Source organism: Flavobacterium sp. 316 (genome assembly GCF_000967805.1).
GTDB lineage: Bacteria > Bacteroidota > Bacteroidia > Flavobacteriales > Flavobacteriaceae > Flavobacterium > Flavobacterium sediminilitoris.
In genome coordinates this window covers 331,761-354,115 of the sequence record NZ_JYGZ01000005.1, presented here as the reverse complement: position 1 = coordinate 354,115, position 22,355 = coordinate 331,761, and the positions used below count along the sequence as shown (strand labels likewise).

The following is a 22,355-nucleotide window of genomic DNA, read 5'->3' as shown; positions in this document are numbered from 1 at the left end:
AACAAGAAGCCCCCAATTACTTATGATGCCATTTGACGAAATAGAATTTACTATTAAAAAATTCCATGAATTAGAAATGACTATTGAAGCCGCTGAATTCTTACTTAAAGTTTATAGATTAAGCCATCACAACTTTAAAGGATTTGAATTAACAGAAGAAGCTAAACCAGAATTTATTTTAATGGTTACAATAGGAGCTTTAGGAAAACCACAAAAAGTACAAATTCCTAAAAATGTATTTCAATTCCCTCTCGTTCTAATCTTAAACCTACTTGCCCATGAAATGCTCCATGTAAAACAAAAAGCTCCAGAAAGTCTAATTAAAGATAAAAACGAGCGAGAATGGCAAGCTTATTACGAAATGCTATTCCATAAAGAATTCCCTTTAATTCCAATTGCATCAAACTATTATTTAAAACACTTTGCATCAAAAGGAATGGAATACTATCACAGAATGGGTAGAAATTCAGAACTCCAATTAAAATACTTAGCTCAAAAAAATGAAGTAGATGAATTAATTAAAAATTTAACCTAATAAAAAAACTCCCAAGTTTGGGAGTTTTTTATTTTTTTATTCTTCAACTTTATCTTTCATTACAAAAGATTCCATGAATTTTGTAGTATAATTTCCAGCCACATAATCTGGCTCATCCATTAACTGTCTATGGAATGGTATTGTTGTTTTAATTCCTTCAATTACAAATTCATCTAAAGCTCTCTTCATTTTACTTATTGCTTCTTCTCTTGTTTGAGCAGTAGTAATTAATTTAGCAATCATTGAATCGTAATTTGGTGGAATTGTATATCCTGCATACACGTGAGTATCTAATCGAACTCCGTGTCCTCCTGGTGAATGCAAAACAGTTATCTTACCTGGAGATGGACGAAAATCATTATATGGATCTTCAGCATTAATACGACATTCTATTGAGTGTAATTGCGGAAAATAATTTTTTCCTGAAATTGGCACACCTGCTGCAACCAAAATTTGTTCACGAATTAAATCATAATCAATAACTTGCTCTGTAATAGGATGTTCCACTTGAATACGGGTATTCATTTCCATAAAATAAAAATTCCTATGCTTATCAACAAGAAATTCTACTGTACCAGCTCCTTCGTATTTAATAAATTCCGCAGCTTTTACAGCAGCATTACCCATTTCATTACGTAAATCGTCAGTCATAAAAGGAGAAGGAGTTTCTTCTGTTAATTTTTGGTGACGACGTTGAACTGAACAATCTCTTTCAGATAAATGGCATGCTTTTCCGTATGAATCACCTACAACTTGAATTTCAATATGACGTGGCTCTTCAATTAACTTTTCCATATACATTCCATCATTACCAAAAGCAGCTCCAGCCTCTTGACGAGCACTCTCCCAAGCCTTCAATAGATCTTCTTCTTTCCAAACAGCACGCATTCCTTTTCCACCACCACCAGCAGTTGCTTTCAACATCACAGGATATCCCATTTCTTTTGCTAACTTCTGAGTTTGCTCAAAAGATTCTAATATTCCTTCTGAACCAGGAACACATGGAACTCCTGCCGCTTTCATAGTAGCCTTTGCAGTTGCCTTATCTCCCATTTTATCAATCATATCTGCAGAAGCACCGATAAATTTAATACCGTGTTCTTCACATATTTTTGAAAATTTAGCATTTTCTGATAAAAATCCATAACCAGGATGAATTGCATCTGCATTAGTAATTTCTGCTGCTGCAATTATATTTGACATTTTCAAGTAAGATAAATTACTTGGAGGAGGACCAATACAAACTGCTTCATCTGCGAATCGAACATGTAAACTATCAGCATCTGCTGTTGAATAAACAGCTACTGTTTTAATTCCCATTTCTTTACAAGTTCTAATCACACGAAGTGCAATTTCCCCTCTATTTGCTATTAATATTTTTTTAAACATCTTTCGGAAATTTTAAATTTTTGAAACTTAAATCATTTAAATCATGAATAAACATTCACTTACAATTTATAATTTCTTACTTAAGATGGATCTACTAAAAATAATGGTTGATCAAACTCTACTGGTGATGAATCATCAACTAATACTTTAACGATTTTACCTGATATTTCTGATTCAATTTCGTTAAATAATTTCATTGCTTCTATTACACAAACCACATCTCCTTTTGAAATTGTTGAACCAACTTCAACAAAAACTGGTTTATCAGGTGCTGGTTTTCTATAAAATGTACCTATTATAGGTGACTTAACTGTAATATATTTAGCATTTTCGTCTACTTCAGGTGCTGCAGTTGGTGCAACTGGTGCAGTTGGTGCAACTGGCTGAGGAGCTGAAGCTTGTGGCAACGCTGTAGAAACAGGAACTTGTTGAACATAAGTTGTAGTTGATTCTGCTTCTTCATTTGTTGTTTTTATGGTGATTTTAAAATCATCCATTTCCAACTTTACTTCAGTAGCTCCAGATTTTGCTACGAATTTAATTAGGTTTTGAATTTCTCTAATATCCATACTATTTGAAATTTGGTTTAGTTTGTTAATTTTTGTTATATGCCCATTTTAGATAAATAGCTCCCCAAGTGAATCCTCCTCCAAATGCGGCAAAAATAATATTATCTCCTTTTTTAAGTTGACTTTCAAAATCAGCCAACAACAAAGGTAGTGTTGCAGAAGTAGTATTACCATAACGATGGATATTTACTAAGACTTTGTTTTCATCCAATCCCATTCTATTTGCTGTGGCATCAATAATTCTCTTGTTTGCTTGATGCGCAACTAACCAGTTTACATCATCATGTGAAAGATTATTACGTTGCATAATTTTCTCACTGACATCAGCCATTCCAGAAACAGCATATTTAAACACTGTTTTTCCATCTTGAAAAACAAAATGTTGTTTATTCTTTATTGTTTGTTCAGAAGCTGGCAAAATTGAACCTCCCGCATCTATTTTTAGAAATTCTCTTCCAATTCCATCACTTTTCAATAATTCATCTTGAAGCCCTAATCCTTCATTATTAGGCTCAAATAAAACAGCACCAGCACCATCACCAAAAATGATACATGTTGCTCTATCTGTATAATCTATAATTGAAGACATTTTATCAGCTCCGATCAATAGTACTTTTTTATATCTTCCAGATTCTATATAGGCAGAAGCTGTAGAAATTCCATATAAAAAACTTGAACAAGCGGCTTGTAAATCGTATGCGAATGCATTTGTAGCCCCTATTTGTGTTGCTACGTATACCCCTGTTGAAGCAACAGGCATATCTGGCGTTGCGGTTGCCATAATAACTAAATCAATCTCTTTTGGATCAATTTGAGCTTTCTCAATTAAATTTTGAGCAGCTTTAATTGCTAAAAAAGAAGTTCCTTGACCTTCTTCTTTTAAAATTCTTCGTTCCTTTATTCCAGTTCTACTGGTTATCCATTCATCATTGGTTTCAACCATTTCTTCTAATACTTTATTAGAAAGAACATAGTCAGGAACATAAGAGCCAATTGCTGTAATTGCGGCTGTAATTTTATTCATAAAAATAATTTTTCCTCTATAAAATAAAAACTTCTTAAAGAGTGGTGGAAATTACAAAAAAAAAATCAAACCTGTAAAAAATAGAGTCAGTTTGAATAAGTAAAAATCTTATTAACAAAAAAACTCTCACACTGTGAGAGTTTTTCTCTATTTTTTAAAAGCATTAAGCAACTGCTTCTGCTTTATCAATTACAACTTGACCTCTGTAATACATTTTACCTTCATGCCAATAAGCTCTGTGATACAAATGTGCTTCTCCTGTTGTAGGACATGTAGCAATTTGAGGTACAGATGCTTTGTAATGTGTTCTTCTTTTATCTCTTCTTGTTTTGGAGATTTTTCTCTTAGGATGTGCCATTTTACTATATTATTTATCCGTTAATAGTTTTTTTAAATTTTCCCATCTTGGGTCAATATTTTCTTGTTCTTCTTGTTCTTCTTTTGGAGAAAGTTTCTCTAATGTTTCTAGTGCATCTGTTTTCAATGTTCCATCCTTTATTCCTGGATGAATTCTCTTAACAGGAACAGAAAGCACAATTCCTTCATAAATATATTGAGAAACATCTACTTGAAACTCACCATGAGGTAAAACAAGTAATTCTTCATTTTCATTATTAAATGTATTTCCAAAATTAACAATCAATTTTAATTTTCCTTTAATTGGCAAATCAAACATTTCATTTGTTAAATCACAAGGTACATTTACAATTCCTTTATATTTGAAATCGAGCTCAAGCATCGTATTCTTCTTCTCTAAAATCAAATCTACTTTGATATCAACAGCATTAAACTCGCTATAATCAAAGCACTCAAAGAACGAATTATCTAATTGATATTCAAACTGATGCTTCCCCAATTTCAATCCAGCAAACTGAATCAAATATTCTTTTAATTTTTTCATAACAACAGTCAACCCATCATTAATGGGATGCAAAGATATAAAATTATTATAAATTAAAACCAGTTATAAACATTTTTTTGTTTACAACTATATTTACCTAACCTTCAAAGGCTTTTTAGTTAATTCTTGATATTCTTTTCTTTTATTAAAAACGTCAATTGCTAAATAAACAGCTTCTTTAAAAGAATCATAATTCGCCAACCTTTTTCCTGCTATTTCATAAGCAGTTCCATGATCTGGCGATGTTCGTATTTTATCTAATCCTGCTGTATAATTTACTCCTTTTCCAAACGATAATGTTTTAAATGGAATAAGTCCTTGATCATGATACATAGCTAGAATGGCATCATATTTTTCATATTGATATGACCCAAAAAAACTATCTGATGAATACGGTCCAAAAACCATTTTACCAGAATCAAACATTTTTTTAACTACAGGTTTTATAACTTTCTCTTCTTCATCACCAATAACTCCATTATCACCACTATGAGGATTAAGTCCTAGCAAAGCCACTTTAGGCTTAACAACTCCAAAATCTTGCTCAAGTGATTTTATAATTGTATTTATTTTTTCAACCAACAAATCTTCCGTTAAATGCTTAGAAACTTCATTAACAGGAATATGATCTGTCAATAAACCCACACGAAATTTATCATGAACCATCAACATTAAAGCATCTCCATTTAATTGACTATTTAAATAATCCGTATGTCCTGGAAACTTAAATTCTTCGGATTGAATATTATATTTATTTATAGGAGCCGTAACTAAAACATCTACAAGCCCCTCCTTTAAAGCTTTAGTCGCTGACTGAAATGATTTAATAGAATATTTCCCTACGACCTCATCATTCTTCCCGTACTCTATATTAACTCCTTCTTTCCAAACATTTAAAACATTTATTTTCCCTAAAACCATCTGACCTAGATTATCAATACCATGCAAACTAGAATCTAATCCCAAATTTTTCTTTAAAAAAGAAACTATTTTAATATTTGCAAAAATAACAGGCGTACATAATTCTAGCATCCTATTATCTTCAAATGTTTTAAGCACTACTTCAGGACCAATTCCATTCAAATCACCTATAGATATTCCTACAATTATATTTTCTGTTCTTTTTACCATAATAAGTTCCTATTAATTACTTACTTTTGAATTGCAAATTTAGTAAAATAAAATTAGTTATGTTTACCGGAATCATTGAAACATTAGGAACAATAAAAGAAATTACCAAAGACAAAGAAAACCTTCACATCAAATTAAATTCAAATATTACAAATGAATTAAAAATTGACCAAAGTGTTGCTCATAATGGAATTTGCTTAACTGTAGTTGCAATAAAAGACAGCGAATACACCGTTACTGCAATAAAAGAAACCATTGAAAAAACAAACATTTCTTCTTGGAAAGAGAACGACGTCATTAATCTTGAGCGAGCAATGAAACTCGGAGACAGACTTGACGGACACATAGTTCAAGGCCATGTAGACCAAATAGGCATATGTAAAGAAATAACCGAAACAAACGGAAGCTGGTATTTTACTTTTAAATACGACGAAGCAAGTAACAATATAACTATAGAAAAAGGATCTATAACAATTAACGGCACAAGTTTAACAGTTGTAAACTCAAAACGAAACGAATTCAGTGTTGCTATAATACCTTATACTTACGAGAATACAAACTTCAAGCATTACAAAGTTGGAACCATTATTAATTTAGAATTCGACGTACTCGGCAAGTATATAAAAAGAATTCAGGAATTACAAAAATAAAAAAAGCTCTATATAGAGCTTTTTTTATTATAAAAATATCTTGAAATATAATATCCAAACAGTATTGCTACAAAAAACATTAGCACTATTCCACCATCTATAGGCACAGGATCACCAGGAGGAGGAGTTGGAGGAGGAGGRGTTTCTTGAGAGAACCCATTATAAAAACTCATCAAAAATGCAACTATGAAAACTATTCTATTTATTACTAACTTCATGGTTATAAAAATATAAATTTTCCCTTTCTTGCAAGAAGAAAAATCCCTTGTTAATGTTTTAATTATTATTTAGTCAAAAAAATTAATTAACCGAGTACTAAAATAAGAATATTTTTGCACTAAACAATCATTTTTAAAAAAAACTTAAAATTTTCTTAACTAAACAAAAAAAATAGCCATTTCTGGCTAATTTTTTTTGTGGTCCCACCTGGGCTCGAACCAGGGACCACCTGATTATGAGTCCTTAACTTTTAGTTAACAAATGTTTGCTTTTATTTGCAAATACTTGAAAACAAATGAGTTGCATTTTTTAATGTTTGCAGATGTTTTCAGATTTTTACCTCTTTTAGCAAAAATGTTTAACCTATGTTTAACCCAAAACCAAATTGTCATCTTTTGAAGCCTTGTGTTTCCGAGTGCAAATGTATTATAAAATTCTATTTTTCAAAACTTATTTTTTAAAATACTACTAATAATTTTTTCCACTTCTTCTTTTTTCAAGTTCTTTTTAGCTTTAAACCTCATCATTTTACCTTCTTCATTTACAAAACAATACGCACTCAAAATATCACAATTATAAAACAAGTAAACATTGTGCTCTTTACTTCTATGCTTGTAAACTTCATACGCAAAACTATTCTCTGACTTAACTTCTCCCAAAGGAATTAAATCAAATTCATGCAACTCATATTCTTCCCCTATCTTAAATCGCAAAGTTTTACTCTTACCTTCAGGACAAATAAATATTCCTCTAAACACTAAAAGCCACCTTTTGAGTGACTTTTTGAAATTTACCGTATTCATAAACTTAATTAAAAGTGTACTGATATTGATAGGTTTGCTGATTGATAGTTTCCTGATGAACTGTATTGTTATTTATTGCTCCATAAAATCGCATTTCTGCTTGAGAAGAATCTTCTATATAAAACTCTAATTCAAAACTCGCTGTATTTTCTGGAATTAAAACCGTAAGCTTATTTGCTGTATAGTCAAAATCTGAATTTATTGTCGACTCTGAACCATCTTCCAATGTTAATGTTGTAGTTGCATAAACTGAAACCCAATCTTGTAATGTTCCTGTTGTAAATTCCACAACATGAGATTGACTAAATTGTTGTTCTTGTTTGTCATCATCATCTTTTGAACAACCTGTAAATGCTAAAAGGGCTATTAATGCTAAAAATGTATTCTTCATAATTTAATTATTTATTTGTTTTTAAAATGGTAAGTCATTATCTGGATTGTCGATAAAACTTACTTGTTCTTGTTCTGTGAAAGTTGTTGTAGGTTGTTGGCTCTCTAATCGTTCAATTCTCCAACCTTGTATTGAATTAAAGTATTTAATAATTCCTTCTGGATTGACCCATTCCCTACCTCTTAAATTGATATTTATTTTTACTTTTTGTTCTAAATTAAAACCGTTTAGCAATTCACATTTATCTTGTGTAAATTCTACCAAAATATGCTGTGGATATTGTTCCTGCGTAGTAACTACAACTTCTCGCTTTCTAAAACCACTATCTCCTATTGTTTGAGTTTCATTTAAAACTTTTATTTTTCCTATTATCTCCATAGTTAGTTTTTTAGCAGGTTTATCAATTGTATTGTATGGCAAAAGTCTGATTCATTAAACTTTATGGTTACAGGCAACGAAAATGGATAACGAATTACAAACTCATAACCTGATGCAATAGATGTGTTTTGAAACATCATTTTAAACTTGGTTTGTATTTCGCCTTCATCTAATTTATGTAGCTGTAACCAAGAGTTTACTTCAAACTCATCATCTTTTACTTTATTATAGTATTCTATTTGCCCTTTGTAATAAAGTTCATTCTTATAGCACTCTAAAACTTCTTGCAGCACTTCATAAGTGTCTAAAAATTGAGCTTCCTTTTGAAGTCCTTTATGACTCCTTACATAATCATCTTGAAACTCATTCGCCAAAGCATCAATATCTTTCTTTAGTTTTTCAAACCTTAATTTATGTTTGTCTAACCACCAAACAATCTTGTCTTTTGTGTAAAAACCGTTATCTGATAAATTTTCTAATTCTTCATAAATTTTGTTCATAATCTCGCTAGTTTAAAAATTCAATAACCCAATTATATAAGTTACTAACAGCAAAGATAAGTCCCACAATAACTAAATAAACCATTAAATTAGGGATTATAAAATTTCTAATGAATGCCAAAACATTAATCTTCATTTCATCATTTGTAGCAAAAAGGTACAACGATGAAATTATAATCAATATGACATATAAAGTGTAAATTTCACTTTCAATATCTTGATAAGTAAAAAAACTTCCATATTCAATTAGTAAATACTTTGTTACATAAAATGTTGTCAACAATATTAATATTGAGAAGGAACCCAAACTTTTTATTAGTCTGACTAGTTCATTATCTATTCTTTTAAATAGAGAAGCTGTAAAATTATCAACTAAACCTAACTTATTTTCTAAAGCTGTATTTCTAGTTTTTTTACTTTCATTTACCTCAACTTTTGAGTTCGCAGTAAACTTATCGACTACCTCTATATTATTGTTAATTTCATTATAGATTTTTTTCCAATCACTCCTGCCAAGTTTAGCCCCACTCCAAGCTAGAGCATGTGCTCTCATTTGACTTTCTAGGTTATCCATAGAGATAATACCATCTTCAATCATTTCATTAACATAGTCTTCAAAAGTTGGCTTAACTCCCTCTCTTTCTTCCATATCAGAAATCTTTACTTTGATTACTTCTACTAGTTTTAGAAATGGTTCTTCTTGTTCTGAATTCATATTTTAAATAAATTTTATTTTACAAACATACTTATTTTATCATTTATGATAACCAAAACAGCATGCTTAATTGTCATTTTTGATAACTAAACAATACAGGGTTATAATGGATGATAAGACAAAACTTCAACTAGCAATTGGTAAACGAGTTAAAACATTAAGAGAAGATAGAAATATACCTCAACAAGATTTAGCTGCTAAATGCAACATTGAAAAATCAAATTTTAGCCGTTTAGAAGCTGGTGGAACCAACCCTACTATTTACACTTTAAAAAAGATTGCCGAAAACCTAGATATTAGTCTTTCTGAATTAGTAAACTTAGAAGCTTAATTTTAAAATTTAGCTATTAATACCTATATAGTAAGATAGTAAACTTCTAAAATTAGCTCAAAAAGCCTGTTCTCTTGCTCCTTTGCAAATAGATAAAAGATAAATTGGAAATTAATAGCTACAGCAATCCTTCATCTAAAAAACTATAAAAGTTTTCTTTAGTTACAATTAAATGGTCTAGCAAAGCAATATCTAAAAGTTTTCCTGCTTGCTTTAATTTATTAGTAATTGTTTTGTCTGCTTCACTTGGTGTAAGATTACCACTTGGGTGATTGTGTGCAATTATAATACTACTTGCATTACATTTTAAAGCTACGCTAAACACTAATTTTGCATCTACTACAGTGCCAGTTGTGCCTCCTCTGGATAAATTATAAATTCCTAAAACGTTATTTGCTCTATTTAACAGCAAAATTTTGAATTCTTCTTGTAATTCTATGGTGTTTTTATTCCAAGAATCTAAAAAAAGCGCATAACATTGTTTKCTGTCTTTTGCTTTTAGTTTCTCTTTCTTACTGTTTGAATATGAGACACTTATTTCTGATATTTCCATGCTTTTTTCTATTAAAATCTATTGACTATGTCATTTATTTTATATAACTTTGCTCAAAGAAAGTTTCTTTCTGAAACACTTCCGAGAAATTCTTTATCAAACTTTTATAAGTATAGTGGAAAAGGGAAAAACCAAAGTTTCTTTCTTTTTGGTTCTTTTTCTTTCTTAAGCAGATTTAAAACCTATTTACACTTACCTTCATGATAATAAATATAGCCTTGTTATACCGTTTACAAAAAGCATAAACTGACACTCTTTAATTTTTGAAGGTTTGTATAAACCTAGAATTAAATTGTAAGGGTATTTTACACTTTTTAAAAAAGCAACCTAATCTAATTGACTAGGTTGCTTTTGCTTTTTACTCTGCATGTGCTAAAATTCCATTTTTGGAAAACACATTTTCATTTGCAATTACATTCTGCTCATACTTAACAGCTTCTTTCTTTTGCTGTACAGCTTCATCTGTAACATACACCCACCTGTGATTCATCGTGATTTCTTCACCCGTTTCTTTTACCACATATTCAAATGGCTCACAAGCTTCTTTAGTAATGCTTCCTGCCATTTCTGTACCAATTAAAGCAGTACAAGTTTGTTCATCAAATGTTGAAGGTAAAAAAGCACGTTTAGCAGTTGCGTAAAAGCTTCCTGTAATTTTGCTCATTACCATTTCAATTCCACCTTGAAGTTCCAAAACAAAAAAGGAATCTCCGTTCTCCTTTTGTCGTTCTTTGTAACCAATAATTCTTACCATTTTTTTTGAGTTTTTGGGTTGTACAATACCACATAACAAATCAACATTCTACAGTATATAAATTACAACTATCACCTTGAATTTATTTATCCTGCCAGAAAGTTTTCTTTCATATATAATGTGGTGGGGATGTTTCCTTCCCCAAAAATGGGTGGGGGTTTCGAGTAAGGTAGCTCACTCTCTCACAAAGCTTCCAAAAAAATAATTTTTCTGAAATTTTTTTAATCCAAATTTCTGACTAATTTTAGACAATCTTTGACAAGATATAATTTGACTACCAAATGATACTATCAGAATTACTAAAAACTAAACGAGAAACTAAAAACCTATTACTTCGTGAAGTAGCTTCTATGATTAATGTAGATACTGCTTTAATAAGTAAAATAGAAAAAGGAGATAGAAAACCTACTAGGGAACAAGTAGAAAAACTTGCAATTGCACTAGATATTGATTACCCAAAACTATTAAAATTATGGTTAAGCGAAAAAGTATATGATGATGTAAAAGGCGAAGAATTAGGGATAACAGCTGTAAAATTAGCTTTAAAAAGATTAACTTCAGAAGAAGAATAAATGCATCAACTAACTAAAACAGATTTTACACAATATCGTAATTGCCCTGAATCATTATGGCTTTTAAAAAACAAACCTACGGATTACCCAAAAGGTAAATTTTCCCTGTTTTTAGAAAAACTTATCAAAGAAGGCTATGAAGTAGAAGAGTATGCTAAATTATTATTTCCTAAAGGTATTAACTTACCAGAACATACTTCCCCCAATTATACAAAACAACAATTAGAATCAAAAAACACCATATTCTTTCAACCCACATTTTTAACACAAAAAGGTTTATTTGCAAGAATTGATGTTTTAGAAAAATTAAATAATAATAAGTACCATATTTATGAAATTAAGTCTGCTTCAAGTGTTAAAAAAGACAAGCTTGAAGATGCCTGTTTTCAGAAACATGTATTAGAGGAATGTGGCTTTACTGTTTCAAAAGTTTCCATTATCCATCTCAACAAAAACTATGTTAAACGAGGAGTAATTAATCCATTTGAATTATTAGAAATTACTAATGTAAACGAACAAATAAATAACATATATGCTACTGTTGTTAATGATATTAATGCAGCTTTTAATTTTATTAATAAGAAAGCAATTAACGAAAATCAATGTTCGAGTAGATTCAAGACTAAGGCAAACCATTGTGATAGCTTTAAACACTTTAATAAAGATGTTCCTGATTTTAGTATTTACGAAATTGCAAGAATTTCAGCTAAAAAAATTGGTCTATTGGCAGATAATAATCAATTAGGAATTTTAGATATTCCTCTTGATTTTGAGTTAAGCGAAATTCAACAAGCCCAAGTAGAGTCTGCAAGAAAGGAACTTGTTGTAATTAATAAATCCAAAATTGAGAAAACTCTAAAAAACCTCAAATTTCCATTACACTTTGTTGATTATGAAACTTTCCCAACAGCAATTCCAAAATTAGACAACATGAGACCTCACAACCACCTTGTTTTTCAAGTGTCTATACACACAATGCAGGAAAACAATGAGACAACTCATTTTGAGTGGTTAGGGTGCAAACTAGAACAACCTATTGAGATGCTAAAACAAATGCGAGATTTCACAAGTTTTACAGGTACTTTTATATCATGGAATGCTTCTTTTGAGATAAGTAGAAACAAGGATATGTTGTTTTGGGTTCCGCAATTTACAGATTACTTAAACTATATGAATACGAATATGTTCGACTTAATGAGCATTTTTAAAACAGACTATGTTGATTATAGGTTTCACGGATCAACATCTATTAAAAAAGTGTTGCCTATTTTATGCCCTCAATTTTCATATTCTGATTTAGAAGTTAAAGACGGGACAATGGCTCTTGATACTTGGGGAAGAATGGTAACTGACCCAAATTTTAATGAAGATATAAGCCAAACAAGGGAAAACTTATTAGCTTACTGCAAACTGGATACTCTGGCTATGGTAGAAATTTATAAAAAAATAAATAGTTTCAAACAATAATAAATATGAATAAACAACAATTAGCAGCTAAGATTTGGGAATCTGCAAACCAAATGCGATCTAAAATTGAGGCTAACGAATATAAAGATTACATATTAGGTTTCATTTTTTACAAGTACCTTTCAGACAAAGAAATACAATTCTGTAAAAAAGCAGATTTCACTGAAGAAGATATAAAAGCACTTTCAGAAGAAGATGAAGAAACAGTAAATTACATAAAAAAAAATATAGGTTATTTTATTGCCTATGATGATTTGTTTACCACTTGGATTGATTTAGGAAAAGACTTTAGTGTTGACAACGTAAGAACAGGATTGTCTGCATTTAATCGCTTAATTAGTCCTGCTCATAAAAAGCTATTTGATGAAATTTTTGACACTCTACAAACTGGTTTAAGTAAGTTAGGAGATACTGCCCCAAAACAAACTAAGGCAATCAGTGACCTGTTACACTTGATTAAAGACATCCCTATGGATAGCAAGCAAGGATATGATGTGCTTGGTTTTATTTACGAATATCTTATTGAAAAATTTGCTGCCAATGCAGGTAAAAAAGCAGGAGAATTTTATACGCCTCATGAAGTTTCAGTGTTGTTATCGGAAATTGTTTCCAACCATTTAAAAGACAGAAAAGAAATTCAAATTTACGATTCCTGTAGTGGCTCAGGTTCTTTGCTTATTAACATTGGTAATAGTGTCGCAAAACACATTGATGATAAAAACAACATTAAATACTACGCACAAGAACTAAAAAAGAACACATATAACCTTACCAGAATGAACTTGGTTATGCGTGATATTTTACCAAACAACATTGTAACTCGCAATGGAGATACTTTAGAAGATGATTGGCCTTATTTTGATGAAAATGATGCTGTACAAACTTACAATACACTTTATGTAGACGCAGTAGTTTCTAATCCCCCTTATTCTCAAAAATGGGACCCAACTAATAAAGATTCAGACCCAAGATATTCAAGATTTGGATTGGCTCCAAAATCTAAGGCCGACTTTGCTTTTCTTCTACACGATTTATTCCACATTAAACCAGACGGAATTATGACCATAGTGTTGCCGCATGGTGTTTTGTTTAGAGGTGGTGAAGAGGGTACAATCCGTAAAAGGTTAATTGAAGCAAATCATATTGACACTATCATTGGTTTGCCTCCAAGTATTTTCTTTGGTACAGGAATACCAACAGTTGTTATTGTTTTAAAACAAAAACGAGTAAATACAGATGTATTAATTATAGATGCATCAAAAGGATTTATAAAAGAAGGTAAAAACAATAAGTTAAGAGCTTCGGATATTAAAAAAATTGCAGATATAATTCGTGATAGACAAACCAAACCTAAATTTTCTAAAGTAGTAGAAAGAGATTACATTAGAGAAAATGAATACAATTTAAATATTCCTAGATATGTAGATTCTTCAGAGAATCCAGAAAGTTGGGATATTTATGCTTCTATGTTTGGTGGTATTCCTGTAAAAGAAATAGATGAACTTGAAAAATATTGGCAAGCCTTCCCTAATTTGAGAGAAGCCTTATTTTCTAAAACTTCAGAAGTTAATGCCGAATTAAAGGTTAAAGAAATTAATAATGCTATTAAAGAACAAGCAAGTGTGAAAGTATTTAAAGAAAAGTTTGACACTTCATTTAGTGATTTAGATACTTATTTAAAACAGGAATTATTAACGAATATGGAAACCGTTAATGTTCCACGAGAAAAAACAGTATTAAGTAATGATATTTTTAAAAGACTTGAAACAATAGATTTGATAGATAAATATGAGGCATATCAATTGTTGGACAATGAATGGGAAGCTATAAAGATAGATTTAGAAATTATTCAAACTGAAGGTTTTGAATCTGCTAAAGTAGTAGAGCCAAATATGGTAATGAAAAAGAAAGATGGTAAAGATGTAGAAGTTCAAGAGGGTTGGAAAGGTCGCATCATGCCTTTTGAATTGGTTCAAAAAACATATTTAAAAGAGGAATTAGATAGCTTACAAAAGAAAGAAAATCGTCTTTTAGAAATTGCTTCAGAATATGAAGAAATTATTGATTCTTTATCCGAAGAAGAAAAAGATTCTCCTGTATTAAATGATAGCAATGATGCTTTTGTAACTAAAGAAGTTGGTCTCGCTCTTCAAGATATTTTTGCTGATGTAGAGTCGGAAGAAATAAACACCTTAAAAACTTATCTAGATTTGTTAGTCAACAAAGCTAAGAAGCCTGAAAAAATTGATTTTATAAACACTAACAAGCAGGTACAATGGGCTAAAATAGAAGCTAGTAAAGATGGTACTTTTAGCAAAGCCAATGTAAACAAGCATTTATTTGCATTACAATCTACATTTACATTTCCTGAAGATTCTTATGAAAGTAAAATAGTAAAAACAGGTAAGCTTTTAGAAGAAGAAAAAGAACTTAAAAAACTAGTTAAAGTAGAAAAAGCTAAACTACACTTAGCAACAAAATACACTATTGAAAACCTACCTAATGAACAAGTATATGAGTTATTAGAGCTAAAATGGGTACAACCAATTGTAACCTCTTTAAACAATTTACCCAAAACTATTATTGATGAATTAACAAGCAGAATAATTAAACTTTCTGAAAAGTACAGCACTACATACTCAGATGTTGCCAAAGAAATTAAAGTAGCAGAAAACTCTTTATCTAAATTAATAGAAGACCTTACAGGTAATGAGTTTGACATGAAAGGATTGAATGAATTGAAGGTTTTATTAAATAGTGAAAATTAATATGGCTAATAAAAATAAAAATCCTGAAGTTCGTTTTAAAGGGTTTACAGAAGATTGGAAACACCTAGAATTAGGGAAAGTACTTACAGAACGTAAAACAATGCAGAAAATATCTGAAGATGCACCAATTTTAGCATTTGCTTCAGGACAAGGTGTTATAGATAGAAGCGAAAGAAAATCCAATAACAGAGACCATTTAACTTTAGACCAAGAAAACAAGGTTTATAAACTAACAGAACTTAACGATATAGTTTACAATCCTTCAAATCTTAAATATGGAGCCATAGATAGAAACAAACATGGTAGAGGTGTTATATCGCCTATATATGTAACCTTCACTACAGAAGAAGAACCTTCATTTATAGAATTGATTGTTAAAAGCGAAAAGTTCAAATTAAGAGCTTTACAGTATGAGGAAGGAACTGTTGTAAAAAGACAATCTGTTAGCCCTGAAAATCTTTTATCTTTAAAAGTAGGCATATCATCTTCACTTAATGAACAGAAAAAAATAGGGAAACTATTCGATTACATTGAGGATTTAATTAATCATCATCAAAAAAAATATGATAAGCTAGTTATTCTTAAAAAAGCGATGCTTGATAAAATGTTTCCTAAAAATGGTGCTTTAATACCTGAAATTCGTTTTAAAGGATTTACCGATAATTGGAACGAAAAGACACTTGGTAAGATTTCTGACATTTCAAAAGGAGCACAAATTAATAAAGTTGAATTAAAGGAAGAAGGAACATATCCAGTAATTAATGGAGGCATAACTCCTTCTGGATATACTGAAAATTGGAATACAATTGAAAACACAATAACCATTAGTGAGGGTGGCAATTCTTGTGGTTTCGTTAACTTTATTAAAACAAAATTCTGGTCTGGAGGACACTGCTATAGTCTAGGAAAAATTTCAAATGAAGTAATCCCTGAATTTCTTTACCAAATATTAAAATCTGAACAAATTAAAATTATGAGTTTAAGAGTTGGTTCTGGCTTGCCAAATATCCAAAAGGATCCTATAAATAATTTCATCTTTCTATTACCTAGTCCACAAGAACAAAAAAACATAAGTGATTATTTCAAACACATTGACGTATTAATATCCCAACATAAAAAAGAATTAAAAAAACTAAAAAACATTAAAAAAGCCTGTTTTTCAAAAATGTTAGTCACACAAGAGTAAGTTACTGGTTATATAAAATTAAAGAAAATGACATTTACCAAAGAATCTGAATTTGAAGAAGCCTTAATACTAGCACTTAGTAAAAAAGGCTGGGAAAATGAGGTTATTAAAAACCCAACAGAAGAAGACTTGCTTAACAACTGGGCAAATATTCTTTTTGATAATAACAGAGGTATAGACCGCTTAAATGACACACCATTAACCCATGGTGAAATGCAACAAATACTAGAGCAAATTACTGAATTAAGAACACCACTTAAATTAAACGGTTTCATAAATGGTAAAACTGTTGCAATAAAACGTGATAATCCTGAAGATAAATTACATTTTGGCAAAGAAGTAAGTCTAAAGATATATGATAGGCACGAAATAGCAGCAGGACAAAGTAGGTATCAAATTGTACAGCAACCAAAGTTTCCAACCAAATCTAAAATACTAAATGATAGACGTGGAGATATACTGCTTTTAATTAATGGTATGCCACTAATTCATATTGAGTTAAAAAGAAGTGGTGTATCTGTTAGTCAAGCTTATCATCAAATAGAAAATTATTCTCGCTCTGGTATCTTTAGTGGTCTGTTTTCTTTAGTTCAGGTATTTGTGGCTATGGAACCTAAAGAAACTGTTTATTTTGCAAATCCTGGACCAGATGGAAAGTTCAATAAAGATTTTTATTTTCATTGGGCAGACTTTAATAATGAACCTATAAATGATTGGGGAAACATTGCCTCCTCTTTGCTTTCCATTCCAATGGCACATCAATTAATTGGTTTTTATACTGTACCAGATAATAATGATGGTGTTCTAAAAGTTATGCGTAGCTATCAGTATTATGCAGCAAATGCTATTTCAGATAAGGTTGCCAAAACAGATTGGAAAAGTAAGCATGCTCTTGGTGGTTATATTTGGCATACTACAGGTTCTGGCAAAACTATGACCAGTTTTAAATCGGCTCAACTCATTGCAAACTCTAAAGATGCTGATAAAGTTATCTTTTTAATGGATAGAATTGAACTAGGCACACAATCTTTAAAAGAGTATCGAGGTTTTTCAGATGAAAATGAAGATGTACAAGCCACTGAAAATACAGGTGTTTTAGTCACAAAACTAAAAAGTACAGACCCTATCAATACATTAATTGTTACTTCTATTCAGAAGATGAGTAATATTAAAGATGAAGATGGTGGTTTAAATGCTAGAGACATCGAGATAATGAATGGTAAAAGAACAGTGTTTATTGTAGATGAAGCACATCGTTCTACTTTTGGAGATATGCTAATTGACATAAAAAACACGTTTTCATCAGCTATTTTCTTTGGGTTTACAGGTACACCAATACTTGATGAAAACCAGAAGAAAATGAATACAACTTCAACAGTTTTTGGTGACGAGTTACATAGATACAGTATTGCAGATGGTATAAGAGACAAAAATGTATTAGGTTTTGACCCATATAAAATTCTAACCTATAAAGATCGTGATTTAAGAAGAGAAATAGCCCTTGAAAAAGCTAGAGCTGTTGATGAAGCAGAAGCACTTTCTGACCCAGCAAAGAGAGAAATCTTCAATAGGTATATGAATGATGTGAGAATGGCTGGCTATTATGAGCCATCTGGAAATTATGTTCGAGGTATAGAAGATTTTGTACCTAAGTCTCAATATGAAATTGATACCCATCAAGAAAAGGTGGTTGAAGACATTATAGAAAATTGGATAGTATTAAGTCAGAACAATAAGTTTCATTCCATTTTTGCAACAAGCAGTATAAATGAAGCTATTGACTATTACAGGTTGATAAAAAGATTAAATCCTGAACTAAAAATAACCGCATTATTTGATTCTACTATTGAAAATATTGGCAATGCTGCATATAAAGAAGATGGGTTAGTTGAAATACTTGAAGATTATAACCATAGGTATGAACAAGATTACACCTTAGCAACGCACTCAAAATTTAAAAAAGATATTGCTGCAAGACTTGCACACAAAGAACCTTATCTAAGAATTGAAACTACACAAGAAAAACAAATTGATTTATTAATTGTTGTAGACCAAATGCTTACAGGTTTTGATTCTAAATGGATTAATACTTTATACTTGGACAAAGTTATTAAGTACGAAAACATTATTCAAGCATTTTCTAGAACAAATCGTCTTTTTGGACCAGACAAGCCTTTTGGAACAATACGTTATTATCGGTTTCCACACACTATGGAACAGCATATAAACAGAGCTATAGAATTATACTCTGGAGATAAACCAGTTGATTTATTTGTTGATCGATTAGAACAAAATTTAAATTCATTAAACTTTGTTTTTAATGAAATTTCTCAATTATTTATTTCCGCAGGTGTTCAAAATTTTGAAAGGCTACCTGAAAGTATTCCAGAACGAGGAAGGTTTGCTTCACTTTTCAAAGATTTAAATAACTTTTTAGAAGCAGCAAAAATTCAAGGCTTTAATTGGAGTCAATTAAAATACCTTTTTAGCAAAGGGAAAAAAAAGTCTGTGGTTGAAATGAATTTTAACGAAAATACATACTTAATTTTAGCTTTACGTTATAGAGAGTTATTTAGTGGTGATGGTGGTGGAATTGGAACAACTGAGGTTCCTTTTGAAATTGAAGGGCATTTAACAGAGATTGATACAGACAAAATTGATGCAGATTACATGAATTCTCGTTTTGATAAATATCTTAAAGAACTCAAAGGGGATGATATTGATAGCGAACAACTACAACATACTTTAGACGAATTACATAAGTCATTTGCATCATTAACTCAAGAAGAACAAAAATACGCTAACATTTTTATACATGATATTCAAAGTGGCATCATAAGTATTCAAAGCGGTAAGACCTTTAGAGAATACATTACAGAGTACCTTTTCAATGCTAAAAATGACCAGATATTTAGAATTTCGGAAATACTAGATTTAGATGAGTCAAAACTTCGTAACATGATGGACTCAAACATAACGGAGAAAAACATAAATGAGTATGGTCGTTTTGATGATTTAAAAAGTACAGTTGATAAAGACAAAGCAAAAGAATATTTTGAAAAAATAGAAGGCAAATCAATTCCTCCATTTAGGGTTAACATAAAGATTGAGGACTTACTTCAAGAATTTATTATTAGTGGTGGTTTTGAAATATAAGAATTTCAAATTTTACTAAAATGAGAAGCTAAAACTTTGAATAACTATTTAAATTAATATTGAGTAGAAAAAGTAACATTATTAAGCACAAACAAACTAAAAACACTTATACAGATAGAAGTGTAATTGAGGTAATTAGAGAATTGAAGCAAAACCTCATTTCTTTCTAAAATTAGAAATTAAATTATGATACAAAATACAGCAAACAAACCGCTTTCAGAATTATTTAGCACTGACAATGAAATAAGTTATTACATACCAAAATATCAAAGAGAATATGTTTGGGGAAAAAATAATTGGGAATCAATGTTTGATGATATTGAAGAAAGTGATGGAGGGCATTTTCTTGGTTCTATAATTTGTATAAATACCCAAAGTGATAGTTTAAAGCCTGGAGAATTAGAATTAGTAGATGGTCAACAAAGAATGACTACAATAAGTTTGTTTTACTTAGCTATCTATCAATTTTTATTAGAAAACAATCCAGATGTTGATGATATGGATATTTTAGTAGAACTAAGTTCTCTAAAGAAAAAAATAACACTTCGTAAAAATGAATTAAGACTAACACCTTCTTATTCAAATCATAATTTTGATGACTATAAATGGATTTTTTCTGAAGTTATAAAAGAAATAAAAGCTTCTAAAAAACCACGTTTTCTAGGCCTAAGGCAAATAGCCAGAGCTTATAATTATTTTTATAAAAGACTTACAGAAATTAGTGATGATGAATACAAAAACCCTAAATACACTTTTGAATCTGTAAAAACATTGTTAACAAAGCTCAATAGTGCAACATTAGTTAAAATAGATGTTGCTACACATGCTGATGCTTTTACTTTATTTGAAACCCTAAACAACAGAGGTGTTCCTTTGTCTGCTATAGACTTAATTAAAAACAAACTTCTAGGACATCTTGAAAAGATAGACAAAACCACTTCATTAGATGATAATTTTGATAGATGGAATGCTTTAATCAATAACTTAACAGATGAGTATAAAGTACAAGAAAGGTTTTTAAGACAATTTTACAATGCATTTCATTTAGATTCATTTATAAAGGTTGAAAAAAAACCAAAAGCATTAAGGTCAAATTTAATTACCATTTATGAAGAACTAATCAATAAAGATGTAAACAAATTTTTTGACAGATTAGAGTCTGCATCTTTAATATATTCTAAACATATTCAATATGAATTAGATGAACATGAACATTCAGAAAAGATGATTAGGGCGCTAAGAAATTTAGAAAATGTAAATGGTATTGATGGTTTTATGTTACTGCTTTTTGTAGATACTAAATTTGAAATTACTGAGTTAGAAAAGATAGAATTAATAAATTTATTATGTAATTATTCTATAAGAAGAAATGTTACCGACACACCCCCTACAAGAGATATTACTAATTACTTCATGGACATTATAGACGAAATCAATAAAATAGATTCATATTCTTATAGTAAAATCAGAGAATTCATTATAGAAAAAGGGAAACCTGCATCAGATGTCTTATTTGAAGAGAAATTGAAAGGAAACTTATATGATGAAAATGTAGGAGCAACTAGGTACATTCTTTCTTCAATAGAATTATCAGAAACAGAAACAAGAGAAGTATACTCTAATTTTTATTCAAGAGATAAAAAGAAATTTGTTTGGACTATTGAACATGTTTTTCCACAAGGAGAAAACATTCCTCAACATTGGGTAGATATGGTCGCAAATGGAGATAATAAAGACGCTGATGAAATTAGAAAAGAGTATGTGCATAAATTAGGTAACTTAACTTTAACAGGCTACAACTCTCAATTAAGTAATAAACCTTTAAAAGATAAGCAAGAAAAAAAGAAAGATGGAAAAAATGTAGGCTTTAGGAATGGGTTGTTTTTAAATGAGCAACTAAAGGACGCTTCAATGTGGACTAAAACAGACATAGAAAACAGAACTGATATGTTAGTAGAAAAGGCAATAGAATTATTTAAATTGTAGCTTTTCTGATTAATAATGAAGAAAAAAGGCACGCTGTTTGAATGTTATTAATGTGAAATATATACTAAAACATTTTTTTATCGTTAACTAAATAGATAATTTTGCAATAACAAATCAACTAATCAATATGGAAAACAATAAAAATACTTTCGATAGCATTTTGGGATTTCTTGGAGTTTTATCTCTTTTGATTATTGTTCATGATGTTTACAATGCATTGAAAACAGACACAGAAACCAATGTGATTTCTGATGATGCATTAAAAGCTATACAAAACCCTGAAACTGCTGATAAACTTAGAGAAGCTGTAGATGATTATCATGATACAGGTGAGTGGAGTAAAACAAAATTAGAGTCAATTTTATAATTTTTAGGCT

Annotated in this window: 24 protein-coding genes; 10 read left to right on the top strand and 14 right to left on the bottom strand. The window is 30.2% G+C overall.

What is annotated here, in order from left to right; genetic code table 11:
* The first annotated feature begins 22 nt into the window (after positions 1–22).
* A complete protein-coding gene (locus tag SY27_RS12705) occupies positions 23–535 on the top strand; it encodes a hypothetical protein (protein WP_317236314.1) in 513 nt (170 codons plus the stop codon).
* 36 nt (positions 536–571) lie between these two features.
* Here the strand turns inward: SY27_RS12705 and accC are convergent, their stop codons facing one another.
* The 6 genes from accC to pdxA form a co-directional block, all read right to left on the bottom strand.
* The gene (gene accC / locus SY27_RS12700) at positions 572–1,924 is read right to left on the bottom strand and encodes an acetyl-CoA carboxylase biotin carboxylase subunit (protein WP_045970851.1); all 1,353 of its coding nucleotides are present in this window, start codon (positions 1,922–1,924) and stop codon (positions 572–574) included.
* An 80-nt stretch (positions 1,925–2,004) separates the two neighbouring features.
* Positions 2,005–2,493 (bottom strand): acetyl-CoA carboxylase biotin carboxyl carrier protein, encoded by a 489-nt coding sequence (accB, locus tag SY27_RS12695; RefSeq protein WP_045970849.1) that lies wholly within the window; start codon positions 2,491–2,493, stop codon positions 2,005–2,007.
* 25 nt (positions 2,494–2,518) lie between these two features.
* Positions 2,519–3,517 (bottom strand): beta-ketoacyl-ACP synthase III, encoded by a 999-nt coding sequence (locus SY27_RS12690; protein ID WP_045970847.1) that lies wholly within the window; start codon positions 3,515–3,517, stop codon positions 2,519–2,521.
* 163 nt (positions 3,518–3,680) lie between these two features.
* The gene (rpmF, locus tag SY27_RS12685) at positions 3,681–3,875 is read right to left on the bottom strand and encodes a 50S ribosomal protein L32 (protein ID WP_045970845.1); all 195 of its coding nucleotides are present in this window, start codon (positions 3,873–3,875) and stop codon (positions 3,681–3,683) included.
* 9 nt (positions 3,876–3,884) lie between these two features.
* Complete coding sequence (locus tag SY27_RS12680; protein ID WP_045970843.1) at positions 3,885–4,418, bottom strand: DUF177 domain-containing protein; 534 nt, start codon at positions 4,416–4,418, stop codon at positions 3,885–3,887.
* A gap of 93 nt (positions 4,419–4,511) precedes the next feature.
* Positions 4,512–5,549: a 4-hydroxythreonine-4-phosphate dehydrogenase PdxA gene (gene pdxA, locus SY27_RS12675; RefSeq protein ID WP_045970841.1), complete on the bottom strand. Its 1,038-nt coding sequence runs from the start codon at positions 5,547–5,549 to the stop codon at positions 4,512–4,514.
* Between the two features lie 59 nt (positions 5,550–5,608).
* Here pdxA and SY27_RS12670 point away from each other — a divergent pair, with 59 nt between their 5' ends.
* Positions 5,609–6,199, top strand: coding sequence for a riboflavin synthase (locus SY27_RS12670; protein WP_045970839.1), 591 nt, complete (start codon positions 5,609–5,611; stop codon positions 6,197–6,199).
* Between the two features lie 8 nt (positions 6,200–6,207).
* Here the strand turns inward: SY27_RS12670 and SY27_RS18705 are convergent, their stop codons facing one another.
* The 6 genes from SY27_RS18705 to SY27_RS12645 all read right to left on the bottom strand — a co-directional run bounded on the left by SY27_RS18705 (position 6,208) and on the right by SY27_RS12645 (position 9,205).
* Positions 6,208–6,417 (bottom strand): hypothetical protein, encoded by a 210-nt coding sequence (locus SY27_RS18705; RefSeq protein ID WP_152640761.1) that lies wholly within the window; start codon positions 6,415–6,417, stop codon positions 6,208–6,210.
* Positions 6,418–6,861: 444 nt separating this feature from the next.
* Entirely contained in the window at positions 6,862–7,221 is a 360-nt protein-coding gene (locus SY27_RS12665) for a hypothetical protein (RefSeq protein ID WP_045970837.1), read from the bottom strand.
* 4 nt (positions 7,222–7,225) lie between these two features.
* Entirely contained in the window at positions 7,226–7,612 is a 387-nt protein-coding gene (locus SY27_RS12660; protein WP_045970836.1) for a hypothetical protein, read from the bottom strand.
* 21 nt (positions 7,613–7,633) lie between these two features.
* Positions 7,634–7,990 (bottom strand): DUF3127 domain-containing protein, encoded by a 357-nt coding sequence (locus SY27_RS12655; RefSeq protein WP_045971159.1) that lies wholly within the window; start codon positions 7,988–7,990, stop codon positions 7,634–7,636.
* A gap of 2 nt (positions 7,991–7,992) precedes the next feature.
* On the bottom strand, positions 7,993–8,490 hold the full coding sequence (locus SY27_RS12650; protein WP_045970834.1) for a hypothetical protein: 498 nt from the start codon (positions 8,488–8,490) through the stop codon (positions 7,993–7,995).
* A gap of 7 nt (positions 8,491–8,497) precedes the next feature.
* On the bottom strand, positions 8,498–9,205 hold the full coding sequence (locus SY27_RS12645; protein WP_045970832.1) for a hypothetical protein: 708 nt from the start codon (positions 9,203–9,205) through the stop codon (positions 8,498–8,500).
* Between the two features lie 106 nt (positions 9,206–9,311).
* Here SY27_RS12645 and SY27_RS12640 point away from each other — a divergent pair, with 106 nt between their 5' ends.
* Positions 9,312–9,536 (top strand): helix-turn-helix domain-containing protein, encoded by a 225-nt coding sequence (locus SY27_RS12640; protein WP_045970830.1) that lies wholly within the window; start codon positions 9,312–9,314, stop codon positions 9,534–9,536.
* Between the two features lie 118 nt (positions 9,537–9,654).
* Here the strand turns inward: SY27_RS12640 and SY27_RS12635 are convergent, their stop codons facing one another.
* The gene (locus SY27_RS12635; protein WP_045970828.1) at positions 9,655–10,089 is read right to left on the bottom strand and encodes a RadC family protein; all 435 of its coding nucleotides are present in this window, start codon (positions 10,087–10,089) and stop codon (positions 9,655–9,657) included.
* A gap of 358 nt (positions 10,090–10,447) precedes the next feature.
* Positions 10,448–10,843: a hypothetical protein gene (locus tag SY27_RS12630; RefSeq protein WP_045970826.1), complete on the bottom strand. Its 396-nt coding sequence runs from the start codon at positions 10,841–10,843 to the stop codon at positions 10,448–10,450.
* Between the two features lie 281 nt (positions 10,844–11,124).
* On the opposite strand from SY27_RS12630, the gene SY27_RS12625 reads away from it, so the two are divergent.
* The 7 genes from SY27_RS12625 (at position 11,125) to SY27_RS12595 (ending at position 22,345) form a co-directional block, all read left to right on the top strand.
* A complete protein-coding gene (locus SY27_RS12625) occupies positions 11,125–11,415 on the top strand; it encodes a helix-turn-helix domain-containing protein (protein WP_045970824.1) in 291 nt (96 codons plus the stop codon).
* A complete protein-coding gene (locus SY27_RS12620) occupies positions 11,416–12,882 on the top strand; it encodes a DUF2779 domain-containing protein (RefSeq protein ID WP_045970822.1) in 1,467 nt (488 codons plus the stop codon).
* A gap of 5 nt (positions 12,883–12,887) precedes the next feature.
* Positions 12,888–15,650 (top strand): type I restriction-modification system subunit M, encoded by a 2,763-nt coding sequence (locus SY27_RS12615; protein WP_045970820.1) that lies wholly within the window; start codon positions 12,888–12,890, stop codon positions 15,648–15,650.
* A gap of 1 nt (position 15,651) precedes the next feature.
* The gene (locus tag SY27_RS12610) at positions 15,652–16,836 is read left to right on the top strand and encodes a restriction endonuclease subunit S (protein ID WP_045970818.1); all 1,185 of its coding nucleotides are present in this window, start codon (positions 15,652–15,654) and stop codon (positions 16,834–16,836) included.
* 27 nt (positions 16,837–16,863) lie between these two features.
* Positions 16,864–19,992, top strand: a complete 3,129-nt coding sequence (locus SY27_RS12605) for a type I restriction endonuclease subunit R (RefSeq protein ID WP_045970816.1) — start codon at positions 16,864–16,866, stop codon at positions 19,990–19,992.
* A 186-nt stretch (positions 19,993–20,178) separates the two neighbouring features.
* Positions 20,179–21,978, top strand: a complete 1,800-nt coding sequence (locus SY27_RS12600; RefSeq protein WP_045970814.1) for a DUF262 domain-containing protein — start codon at positions 20,179–20,181, stop codon at positions 21,976–21,978.
* Between the two features lie 127 nt (positions 21,979–22,105).
* Positions 22,106–22,345, top strand: a complete 240-nt coding sequence (locus SY27_RS12595; RefSeq protein ID WP_045970812.1) for a hypothetical protein — start codon at positions 22,106–22,108, stop codon at positions 22,343–22,345.
* Positions 22,346–22,355 lie beyond the last annotated feature (10 nt).

Excerpts from the sequence above, each read along its gene's own strand:
- SY27_RS12655 (WP_045971159.1), bottom strand. The coding sequence starts at position 7,990 with ATGGAGATAATAGGAAAAATAAAAGTTTTAAATGAAACTCAAACAATA.
- SY27_RS12605 (WP_045970816.1), top strand. The coding sequence starts at position 16,864 with ATGACATTTACCAAAGAATCTGAATTTGAAGAAGCCTTAATACTAGCA.
- SY27_RS12650 (WP_045970834.1), bottom strand. The coding sequence starts at position 8,490 with ATGAACAAAATTTATGAAGAATTAGAAAATTTATCAGATAACGGTTTT.
- rpmF (WP_045970845.1), bottom strand. The coding sequence starts at position 3,875 with ATGGCACATCCTAAGAGAAAAATCTCCAAAACAAGAAGAGATAAAAGA.
- SY27_RS12595 (WP_045970812.1), top strand. The coding sequence starts at position 22,106 with ATGGAAAACAATAAAAATACTTTCGATAGCATTTTGGGATTTCTTGGA.
- SY27_RS12630 (WP_045970826.1), bottom strand. The coding sequence starts at position 10,843 with ATGGTAAGAATTATTGGTTACAAAGAACGACAAAAGGAGAACGGAGAT.
- SY27_RS12610 (WP_045970818.1), top strand. The coding sequence starts at position 15,652 with ATGGCTAATAAAAATAAAAATCCTGAAGTTCGTTTTAAAGGGTTTACA.
- accC (WP_045970851.1), bottom strand. The coding sequence starts at position 1,924 with ATGTTTAAAAAAATATTAATAGCAAATAGAGGGGAAATTGCACTTCGT.
- SY27_RS12705 (WP_317236314.1), top strand. The coding sequence starts at position 23 with ATGATGCCATTTGACGAAATAGAATTTACTATTAAAAAATTCCATGAA.
- SY27_RS12600 (WP_045970814.1), top strand. The coding sequence starts at position 20,179 with ATGATACAAAATACAGCAAACAAACCGCTTTCAGAATTATTTAGCACT.
- SY27_RS12645 (WP_045970832.1), bottom strand. The coding sequence starts at position 9,205 with ATGAATTCAGAACAAGAAGAACCATTTCTAAAACTAGTAGAAGTAATC.
- SY27_RS12615 (WP_045970820.1), top strand. The coding sequence starts at position 12,888 with ATGAATAAACAACAATTAGCAGCTAAGATTTGGGAATCTGCAAACCAA.
- SY27_RS12625 (WP_045970824.1), top strand. The coding sequence starts at position 11,125 with ATGATACTATCAGAATTACTAAAAACTAAACGAGAAACTAAAAACCTA.
- SY27_RS12680 (WP_045970843.1), bottom strand. The coding sequence starts at position 4,418 with ATGAAAAAATTAAAAGAATATTTGATTCAGTTTGCTGGATTGAAATTG.
- SY27_RS12640 (WP_045970830.1), top strand. The coding sequence starts at position 9,312 with ATGGATGATAAGACAAAACTTCAACTAGCAATTGGTAAACGAGTTAAA.
- SY27_RS12665 (WP_045970837.1), bottom strand. The coding sequence starts at position 7,221 with ATGAATACGGTAAATTTCAAAAAGTCACTCAAAAGGTGGCTTTTAGTG.
- SY27_RS12620 (WP_045970822.1), top strand. The coding sequence starts at position 11,416 with ATGCATCAACTAACTAAAACAGATTTTACACAATATCGTAATTGCCCT.
- SY27_RS12690 (WP_045970847.1), bottom strand. The coding sequence starts at position 3,517 with ATGAATAAAATTACAGCCGCAATTACAGCAATTGGCTCTTATGTTCCT.
- pdxA (WP_045970841.1), bottom strand. The coding sequence starts at position 5,549 with ATGGTAAAAAGAACAGAAAATATAATTGTAGGAATATCTATAGGTGAT.
- accB (WP_045970849.1), bottom strand. The coding sequence starts at position 2,493 with ATGGATATTAGAGAAATTCAAAACCTAATTAAATTCGTAGCAAAATCT.
- SY27_RS12660 (WP_045970836.1), bottom strand. The coding sequence starts at position 7,612 with ATGAAGAATACATTTTTAGCATTAATAGCCCTTTTAGCATTTACAGGT.
- SY27_RS12670 (WP_045970839.1), top strand. The coding sequence starts at position 5,609 with ATGTTTACCGGAATCATTGAAACATTAGGAACAATAAAAGAAATTACC.